The organism is Nocardioides sp., assembly GCF_025965415.1.
Classification (GTDB): Bacteria; Actinomycetota; Actinomycetes; order Propionibacteriales; family Nocardioidaceae; genus Nocardioides.
Genome location: NZ_JAOPWY010000178.1, coordinates 1 through 9,834 on the forward strand (window position 1 = coordinate 1; position 9,834 = coordinate 9,834).

Here is a 9,834-nt window from a genome sequence, read left to right on the forward strand (position 1 = left end):
GCCGGTGAGCGGGCCGACGGCCACGACTTCGCGGCCGCTGCCGGCGCCGCGGGTGCGGTCGCGGCGCTCGGCAGCCGGCCCACCGAGCTGCCCACCGTCGTCGTCGACGACGTGACCACCGCGCTCGGCCGCCTTGCCCGCCACGTCGTCGACCAGCTCCCCGACCTGGTCGTCCTCGCGATGACCGGGTCGCAGGGCAAGACCGGCACCAAGGACTATCTCGCCCACGTCCTCGCCGACGACGGGCCGACCGTCGCCACCCGCGGCAACTTCAACAACGAGCTCGGGGTGCCCCTGACCGTGCTGCGCGCCGGGCTCGACACCCGCTACCTCGTCGTCGAGATGGGCGCGCGCGGCGTGGGCCACATCGCCGAGCTGTGCGAGATCGCGCCCCCGAACATCGCCGCGGTGCTCAACGTCGGCACCGCCCACATCGGCGAGTTCGGCAGCCGCGAGGCGATCGCCCGTGCCAAGGGCGAGATCATCGACGCGCTGCCGGTCGACGGCACCGCCGTGCTCAACGCCGACGACGACCTCGTGGTCGCGATGGCGCCGCGCACCGCTGCCACGGTGACCACCTTCGGTGCCGCCCCGGCCGACGTCGCCGTCGGCGAGATCACCAGCGACGACCTCGGCCGGCAGTCCTTCGAGCTGGTCCACCGCGGGTCCGGCGCCACCGTCCACCTCGCCCAGGTGGGTGCCTTCCAGTGGCGCAACGCCGCCGCCGCGGCGGCGATGGCCCTGGCGGCGGGCCTCGACCTCGATGCCGTCGCCGATTCGCTCGGTGACGCTGGGCCCACCAGCCGCTGGCGGATGGAGCAGACCGAGCGCGCCGACGGCCTCGACGTCGTCAACGACGCCTACAACGCCAACCCCGAGTCGATGCGCGCCGCCCTCGAGACCCTCGCGGGCATCGGGGCCCGCAGCGGTCGGCGTACGGTCGCGGTGCTGGGGGAGATGCTCGAGCTCGGCGACGGTGCGGTCGAGGCCCACGCGGGCGTCGGGACGTACGCCGCCGAGGTCGGGGTGGACGTGCTCGTCGCGGTCGGCCCTGCAGCGGCTGCCGTCGCGCGGGGCTACGAGGATGCGGGGCAGCGGGGGACGGCCGTCACGACGGCGGGCCGTGACGCGGCGGCCGACTGGCTGCGGCACAATGTCTCGGCTGCTGATGTCGTCCTCGTGAAGGCATCACGGGGGGCGGCGCTGGAGCTGATCGCCGACGACCTCCTCGAGAAAGGGACCACCACGAGATGAGAGCCATCCTGTTCGGAGGAGGACTCTCCCTTCTGATCTCCCTCCTCGGCACGCGCTACGCGATCCGGTTCTTCACCCGGCAGGGCTTCGGCCAGCCGATCCGTGACGACGGTCCCACCACGCACCACACCAAGCGCGGCACGCCGACCATGGGCGGCGCCGTCGTCGTGCTCGCGACCGTGGTCGGCTACTTCGCGGCCAAGGTGATCACCGGCCAGGCGCCCACCGCCTCCGCGTTGCTGCTCCTCTTCCTGCTGGTGGGCCTCGGCGCGGTCGGCTTCCTCGACGACTTCCTCAAGGTGAGCCGGCAGCACAGCACCGGCCTGCGCAGTCGCGCCAAGATGATCGGCCAGACGGTCGTCGCGCTCATCTTCGGCGTCCTGGCGCTGTCGCCGGCGCTGGAGGACGAGCGCGGCTGGCGGCCCGCGTCGGACCACATCTCCTTCATCCGCGACTACGAGCGGTTCGCCCTTCCCGCGGTGCTGGCCCTGCTGCTGCTGTGGTTCGTCGTCACCGGCTTCAGCAACGCGGTGAACCTCGCCGACGGTCTCGACGGCCTCGCGACGGGCGCCTCGATCCTGATCTTCGCCGCCTACACGCTCGTGAACATCTGGCAGAACAGCCAGTCCTGCGCCCTCGAGGCCGGCCCCAAGTGCTACGAGGTGCGCGACCCGCTGGACCTCGCGGTGGTCGCCGCCGCCCTCACCGGGGCCTGCTTCGGGTTCCTGTGGTGGAACGCCTCGCCGGCCCAGATCATCCTCGGCGACACCGGCTCGCTCGCCCTGGGCGGCGCGATGGCCGGCTTCGCGATCATGACCCGCACCGAGCTGCTGCTGCTGGTCATCGGCGGCCTGTTCGTGGTGATCACGCTGTCGGTGATGATCCAGGTCTCGGTCTTCAAGGTCAGTCGCGCCAGCAGCACCTTCCGCAACATCTTCAAGGTCCAGCCGGGCCACCGCGTGTTCCGCATGACGCCCCTGCACCACCACTTCGAGATGCTCGGGTGGGAGCAGGTCACCATCGTGATCCGCTTCTGGATCATCACCGGGCTCGCGGTCGCGATCGGTCTCGGCATCTTCTACGCCGAGTGGGTCGCCGGAATCGGATGAGCACCCCACGACGTTCTCCGTCTCCGCCGCTGCGCTCCTCCGTCGGACAACGCCGCGGGGACCCCGCATGAGCGCCACCGACATCGACTCCCTCGGCCGCACCAGCGACTGGTCCGGCGTCCGCGTGGTGGTCGCCGGCTTCGGCGTCTCCGGCTACGCGGCCGCCGACAACCTGCGGTTCCTCGGCGCGCAGGTGACCGCCCTCGACGAGGTGGCGGGGGAGGAGCGGGCCGAGAAGGCCGAGCTGCTCGAGACCCTCGGTGCCACCGTCCGGCTGGAGCCGGGCGCCACCGCGGTGCTCCCCGACGACGTCGACCTCGTCGTGACCTCGCCGGGGTGGAAGCCCACCGCGCCCCTCCTGGCCCAGGCCGTCGAGCGCGGCATCCCGGTCTGGGGCGAGGTGGAGCTCGCGTGGCGGCTGCGCGACCCCGAGCACCCGGCCCCCTGGCTGGCCGTCACCGGCACCAACGGCAAGACCACCACGGTGCAGATGCTGCAGTCGATCCTCCGCGCGGCCGGCCTGCGCGCTGCGGCGGTCGGCAACGTCGGGCTGCCCATCGTGGAGGCCGTGATGGACCCCGAGCCCTACGACGTCCTCGCCGTCGAGCTCTCCAGCTTCCAGCTCCACTACACGCACTCCATGTCGGCCGAGTCGGCCGTGGTGCTCAACCTCGCCGAGGACCACCTCGACTGGTACGACGACGAGCCGGACGGGCACGGCGGCACGCGGACGGGCATGGAGTCCTACGCCGCCGACAAGGCCCGCATCTACGAGCGCGTGCAGCGCGCCTGCGTCTACAACCACGAGGACCCGGCGACCGAGGCCATGGTGGCCGAGGCCGACGTGGTCGAGGGCGCCCGCGCGGTGGGGTTCACCCTGGGCATGCCCGGCCCCAGCAGCGTCGGGATCGTCGAGGACCTGCTCGTGGACCGGGCCTTCATCGAGGAGCGCGCCACCAGCGCTGCCGAGCTCTGCACGCTGGACGACCTCGCCTCGACGGCGCCCCACTTCGTCGCCAACGCCCTGGCGGCCGCTGCGCTGGCGCGCGCGCACGGCGTCAGCCAGCAGGCGGTGCGCGACGGGCTGCGCGCCTTCCGCCCCGACGGCCACCGGATCGCCCTCGTCGCCGAGGCCGGCGGGGTGACCTGGGTCGACGACTCCAAGGCGACCAACCCGCACGCCGCCCAGTCGTCGCTGCGTGCCTACGACGACGTCGTCTGGGTCGCCGGCGGCCTGGCCAAGGGCGCCCGCTTCGACGCCCTCGTGGTCGCGGTCCGCGAGCGGTTGCGGGGCGTCGTGCTGCTGGGGCGCGACCGCCAGGTCATCGCGGACGCTCTTTCGCGACACGCGCCCGATGTGCCCGTCATCGATGTGGGCGCCGACGAGACTGGGGATCCGATGGAGCGCGTGGTCGACGCCGCTGCCGGGCTTGCCAGGTCCGGTGACACGGTGCTGCTGGCGCCGGGATGCGCCTCCATGGACATGTTCCTCAACTACGGCGCCCGCGGTGACGCGTTCGCGGCCGCCGTGCACGCCCGCATCGCCCGCAACGACCAGACCTGACGACCGGAGGGGCAGCGCACCGTGACCACCGCGAACCCCGAGGACGTCCCCGCACCGCCGACCCGTTCCCGGACGCCGCTGGGATCGGGCACCGCCTCGGTGCTGCGCTCCGTCGGCGAGGGCACGGCCTCCGGCTGGCGCTCGGTGCGCGAGGCGATCGACAAGCCGCTCGCGTCCTACTACCTGCTGCTGGGCTCGTCCGCGCTGCTCCTCACCATCGGCCTGATCATGGTGCTCAGCGCCTCGAGCGTGCGGTCCTACCTCGTCTACGACGACTCCTACGCCGTCGTGAAGCGCCAGCTGCTGTGGGTGGTGATCGGGCTGCCCGCCGCGTGGGTCGCCTCGCGCCTGCCGATCAGGCACATCCGGCGGCTGGCCTATCCCGGCTTCCTGGTGGCGCTGGTGCTGCTCGGGCTGGTGGCGCGGTTCGGCGTGGTCGTCAACGGCAACAAGAACTGGCTCGCGCTCGGCCCCTTCACCATCCAGCCGGCCGAGGTCGCCAAGCTCGCGATCGTGCTCTGGGCGGCCAACATCTATGCCCACAAGGAGCGCCGCCTGCGCGAGCTCCACCACCTGCTGGTGCCCGTCGTGCCCGGCCTCTTCGCCGTCATCGGCCTGGTCCTCGTCGGTCGCGACCTCGGCACCGCGATGGTCCTCGCCGCGATCCTGCTCGGCATGCTCTGGGTGGTCGGTGCGCCGCTGCGGCTCTTCGGCCTGAGCTTCTCCGTCCTCGGCGTCGCCGCCGTCGCGCTGGCCGCGACGGACCCCGAGCGGCTCAACCGCATCACCCACTTCACCGACCCGTTCAAGGACTACACCGACGCCGGGTGGCAGCCCGCCCACGGTCTGTACGCCCTCTCCAGCGGCGGGTGGTTCGGCCAGGGCATCGGCGCCTCGACCCAGAAGTGGGGCGACCTGCCCGAGGCCCACACCGACTTCATCTTCGCCGTGCTGGGCGAGGAGCTCGGCCTGGTCGGCACGATGCTGGTGGTCGGCCTGTTCTTCACGATCGCCTACGCCGCTATCCGCGTGGCCCTCAGCACCCAGGACCCGTTCGTCCGCTATGCCACCTTCGGCATAGTGGTCTGGCTGCTCGGCCAGATGATCATCAACGTCGGCATGGTCCTTGCCGTGCTGCCCGTCATCGGCATCCCGCTCCCGATCGTCTCCTACGGTGGCTCCGCGCTCCTGCCCTCGCTGGTCGCGCTCGGGCTGGTCATCGGCTTCGCCCGCCGCGAGCCCGAGGCGGCGGCCGCGCTGGCGGCGCGCCGCCGCAACCGCTCCGCCGGTCTTGCCGCCTCGACCAGTCGATAGATTCGCCCTGATGCGCGTACTTCTCGCCGGCGGCGGTTCCGCCGGTCACACCTCGCCCCTGCTCGCCACTGCCGACGCCCTGCGCCGGCTCGACCCGGCGACGGAGGTCACCTGCCTCGGCACCCGCGAGGGCCTCGAGGCGCGGCTCGTCCCGGAGGCCGGCCTTCCCCTGGAGTTCGTGCCCCGCGTGCCGCTGCCCCGGCGACCAAGCGCCGACCTGCTCCGTACGCCGACCCGGTTGCGCGCCGCGCGCGCCGCGGCCCTCGAGGTGGTGGACCGGGTGCGTCCCGACGTGGTGGTCGGGTTCGGCGGCTACGTCTCGGTGCCGGCCTACCTCGCCGCCCGCAAGCGCGGCCTGCCGATCGTGGTCCACGAAGGCAACGCGATCCCGGGTGTCGCCAACAAGCTCGGCGCGCGGATGACCCGCCATGTCGCCACCAGCTTCCCCGGCACCGACCTGCCGCACGCGGTCTGCACGGGCCTGCCCATCCGGCGGCTCATCTCCACGATGGACCGCGACGCGCTGCGCGGCGAGGCGCTGGCGACCTTCGGCCTGCGCGACGACCTGCCCACCCTGATGGTCACCGGCGGCTCCCAGGGCGCGGCCCGCATCAACGCGGCCGTCTCCGGCGCCGCCGCCGACCTCGCCGCGGCCGGCGTGCAGGTGCTCCACATCGTCGGCCCCAAGCACGACCTGGACGTCCCCTCGGGCGAGGTGCCCTACGTCGTGCTCCACTACGTCGACCGGATGGACCTCGCCTACGCCGCCGCGGACGCCGTGCTGTGCCGGGCTGGCAGCAACACCGTCACCGAGGTGTCCGGCGTGGGCCTGCCCGCGATCTACGTCCCGCTCCCGATCGGCAACGGCGAGCAGGCCCTCAACGCCCGCCCCGTCGTCGACGCCGGGGGCGGCCTGCTGGTCGCCGACGCGGCCCTGACGCCCGAATGGGTCTCGGCGAGCGTGCCCGGCCTGCTCGACGACGCCACCCGGCTGGCGCAGATGGGCGCCGCGGCCCGCGGCGTCATCCCGCTGGACGCCGACGACAAGCTGGCCGGCCTGGTCCTGGCCGCCGCCGACGGGCCGGCCTCGTGAGGATCCCGGTCCCCGACGAGATCCTCCCGGCCGCCGAGCTCGGTCGTGTGCACTGCGTCGGCATCGGCGGCGCGGGCATCTCCGCGATCGCCCGCATCATGGCGGCGCGCGGCCTCACCGTCACCGGCAGCGACGACCACGAGACCCCCTTCCTGCCCTCGCTGCGCGAGCTCGGGGTCACCTGCCACCTCGGCTACGACGCCACCCACGTCGGCGACGCCGACACGCTCGTGGTGACCACTGCGGCGCGCGACGACAACCCGGAGGTGCTGGAGGCGCAGCGCCGCGGCCTGCGGATCCTGCCGCGCTCGGCGGGCCTCGCCGCGGTGATGGCCGGCTCGCGGGTGCTCGCGGTCGCCGGCACGCACGGCAAGACGACGACCACGGGGCTGCTCACCTCGGCCCTGCTGGCGGCCGGCGTCGATCCGTCGTACGCCGTGGGCGGCGTGCTGACCGCGACGGGCCGCAACGCCGACGCGGGCACCGACGACCTCTTCGTGGCGGAGGCCGACGAGAGCGACGGCGCCTTCCTCGTCTACCGCCCGTACGCCGCGATCGTCACCAACGTCGAGGCCGACCACCTCGACAACTGGGGCACCGAGGAGGCCTACCACCGCGCCTTCGAGGACTTCGCCGACACGGTCGACCGGTCGGGCTTCCTCGTCTGCGTCCTCGACGACCCCGGCGCCGCCCAGCTGGCGCGCCAGGCGCGCGCGCAGGGCCTGGAGGTGGTGACGGTGGGGGAGTCCGCCGACGCCGACCTGCGCATCCACGACCTCGTCCTCGACGGCTCCACCTCCACGTGCCGGCTCACCCGCGCCGGGGCCGACCTCGGCGAGCTGCGGCTGCGGATCCCCGGCCGCCACTACGTCCTCGACGCCGTGGCCGCCCTCGCGATGGGGCTTCGCCTCGGCTGCGACCTCGGCGCGCTCGTCGAGGGGCTGGGCCGGTTCACCGGCACCGGCCGCCGGATGGAGCTCAAGGGAGAGGTCGCCGGGATCCGCGTCTACGACTCCTACGCCCACCACCCCGTGGAGATCCGCGGCGACCTCGAGGCGGCGCGCGCCCTGGCCGGCGAGGGTCGCGTGGTCGCGGCGTTCCAGCCCCACCTCGTCTCCCGCACCCGCATCTTCGGCGAGGCCATGGGTGTCGCCCTCGGCGCGGCCGACGAGGTCGTCGTCCTCGACGTCTACGTCGCCCGCGAGGACCCGGACCCCGGCGTGACCGGGCACCTGGTCGCCGACGCCGTACCCCTCCCCGCTGAGCACGTCACCTACGCCGACTCGCTGCCCGCCGCCGCCCGCGCGCTGGCCGAGCGGGCGCGTCCCGGCGACCTCGTCATCACCCTCGGTGCCGGCGACATCACCGGCGTCGGGCCGCAGGTCCTCGACCTGCTCGGGGGTGCGTGAGTGGAGCAGGAGGTCCCGACGTCGCGGCGCACGCGTCGCCGCTTCGCACGTCGGCAGTGGGCTCGTCGCTGGCTGTCGCTGCGCTACGTGCTGGTGGTCGTCGCCCTCGTCGCCCTGGTCGCGACGTCGATCTGGCTGGTCTTCTTCTCCGCGACCCTGCAGGTGAAGAAGGTCGAGGTCGTCGGCAACAAGCTGCTCAGCGACGCCCGGGTGCGCGAGGTCGCCGACGTCCCGCTCGGTGACCAGCTCGCCCTCGTCGACCTCGCTCGCGCCGACGCGCGGGTCGGCTCGCTGGCGGAGGTGAAGTCCGTCGACGTGACCCGCGCCTGGCCCGACGGCGTACGCATCGTGGTGGTCGAGCGCACCGCTGTCGCGGTGGTCGAGCTCGCCGGCCGGATCCGCGGCCTCGACGCCGACGGTGTGGTGTTCCGCGACTACAAGACGGTGCCGCGGGGGATGCCGCGCATCCGGCCCGGGGGAGCGGCCGGCACCGACGCGCTCAAGGAGGCCGCCACCGTGGTGTCGGCCCTGCCGAAGGACCTCGCCGCGCGCGTCGACCACGTCGAGGTGGCGACCGTCGACCAGATCACCCTGGTGATGCGCGACCAGCGGCAGGTGCTGTGGGGGAGTGCGGAGCAGTCCGAGCTCAAGGCCGAGGTCATCGACCGGATGCTCGCGGCCGTGAGGGCCCAGGTGTACGACGTCAGCGTCCCGGGCAACCCGACCGTGCGGGAGACCCTGGGCTGATCCGTCGCGCGTCGGAAATCTTTGCCGACGCGCAATCCGTGGGCGTGTCCGGCGAGGTTTCGCCGCGCCCGCTGCCTATGGTCATGCGAAAGGCGAGGTTGACATAACTATAACCCTCAGGCTCACGGTTAGAGTTCCGGTGGCCCCGGGGGTGGTAGCAGCCGGTCAGCAGGACTCGTCCTCTTCCCCAGAACTCGCAGTCCCCCATCACACACAGTCCTCCTTCAAGAAAGGCCCCGGAGCCGTGGCAGCAGCGCAGAACTACCTGGCGATCATCAAGGTCGTGGGCATCGGTGGCGGTGGCGTCAACGCCGTCAACCGGATGATCGAGGTCGGCCTCAAGGGCGTCGAGTTCATCGCGATCAACACCGACGCCCAGGCACTCCTCATGAGCGACGCCGACGTCAAGCTCGACATCGGTCGTGAGCTCACCCGTGGACTCGGCGCCGGCGCCAACCCCGAGGTGGGTGCCAAGGCCGCCGAGGACCACGCCGACGAGATCGAAGAGGTCATCAAGGGCGCCGACATGGTCTTCGTGACCGCCGGCGAGGGTGGCGGCACCGGCACCGGCGGCGCGCCCGTCGTGGCCCGGATCGCCCGCTCGCTGGGTGCCCTGACGATCGGTGTCGTGACCCGTCCGTTCGCCTTCGTGGGACGTCGGCGCGCCAACGCCGCGGAGGAGGGCATCAGCCAGCTCCGCGAGGAGGTCGACACCCTCATCGTGATCCCCAACGACCGGCAGCTGTCGATCAGTGACAAGCAGGTCTCGGTCATGGACGAGTTCAAGAGCGCCGACCAGGTGCTGCTGTCGGGTGTCCAGGGGATCACCGACCTGATCACCACGCCTGGTCTGATCAACCTGGACTTCGCCGACGTGAAGTCCGTCATGAAGGGCGCCGGCTCGGCCCTCATGGGCATCGGCTCGGCGCGCGGTGACGACCGCTCGATCGTCGCGGGCGAGATGGCCATCGCCAGCCCGCTGCTCGAGGCGAGCATGGACGGCGCGCACGGCGTGCTGCTGTCGATCGCCGGTGGCAGCGACCTGGGCCTGTTCGAGATCAACGAGGCGGCCCAGCTCGTCGCCGACGCGGCCCACCCCGACGCCAACATCATCTTCGGTGCGGTCATCGACGACGCCCTCGGCGACGAGGTGCGGGTCACGGTCATCGCGGCCGGCTTCGACGCGGGCGGTCCGGCCCACCGCGACGACGAGCGGGCCCTCGGTCAGGTCATGGGCCGCTCGGCCGGTGGCCCCTCCGGTCAGCCCGCCCCGTCGGGTCAGCAGGGTCAGGCCCCCCAGCAGGGTCAGGCGCGCCCGGCGGGACAGCCCGGTCAGCCGGGTCA

General features: G+C 72.8%; 8 protein-coding genes. All 8 read left to right on the forward strand.

Features of this window, described 5'->3' with window-relative positions; all coding sequences use genetic code 11:
* A partial coding sequence (gene murF, locus JWN97_RS18440; RefSeq protein ID WP_297626220.1) for a UDP-N-acetylmuramoyl-tripeptide--D-alanyl-D-alanine ligase occupies positions 1-1,254 on the forward strand: 1,254 nt, incomplete at its 5' end.
* The gene (mraY, locus tag JWN97_RS18445; RefSeq protein ID WP_297626222.1) at positions 1,251-2,363 is read left to right on the forward strand and encodes a phospho-N-acetylmuramoyl-pentapeptide-transferase; all 1,113 of its coding nucleotides are present in this window, start codon (positions 1,251-1,253) and stop codon (positions 2,361-2,363) included. The genes murF and mraY, both read left to right, overlap by 4 nt.
* Positions 2,364-2,430: 67 nt before the next feature.
* Positions 2,431-3,927, forward strand: a complete 1,497-nt coding sequence (gene murD, locus JWN97_RS18450) for a UDP-N-acetylmuramoyl-L-alanine--D-glutamate ligase (RefSeq protein ID WP_297626225.1) — start codon at positions 2,431-2,433, stop codon at positions 3,925-3,927.
* 21 nt (positions 3,928-3,948) lie between these two features.
* A complete protein-coding gene (gene ftsW, locus JWN97_RS18455; RefSeq protein WP_297626228.1) occupies positions 3,949-5,241 on the forward strand; it encodes a putative lipid II flippase FtsW in 1,293 nt (430 codons plus the stop codon).
* Positions 5,242-5,251: 10 nt separating this feature from the next.
* Positions 5,252-6,334, forward strand: a complete 1,083-nt coding sequence (murG, locus tag JWN97_RS18460) for an undecaprenyldiphospho-muramoylpentapeptide beta-N-acetylglucosaminyltransferase (RefSeq protein WP_297626231.1) — start codon at positions 5,252-5,254, stop codon at positions 6,332-6,334.
* Entirely contained in the window at positions 6,331-7,743 is a 1,413-nt protein-coding gene (gene murC, locus JWN97_RS18465) for a UDP-N-acetylmuramate--L-alanine ligase (protein ID WP_297626233.1), read from the forward strand. The genes murG and murC overlap by 4 nt, the downstream gene beginning before the upstream one ends.
* A complete protein-coding gene (locus JWN97_RS18470) occupies positions 7,744-8,490 on the forward strand; it encodes an FtsQ-type POTRA domain-containing protein (protein WP_297626236.1) in 747 nt (248 codons plus the stop codon). It abuts the gene before it with no gap.
* Positions 8,491-8,734: 244 nt separating this feature from the next.
* The coding region (gene ftsZ / locus JWN97_RS18475) for a cell division protein FtsZ (RefSeq protein ID WP_297626239.1) at positions 8,735-9,834 on the forward strand (1,100 nt) is incomplete at its 3' end.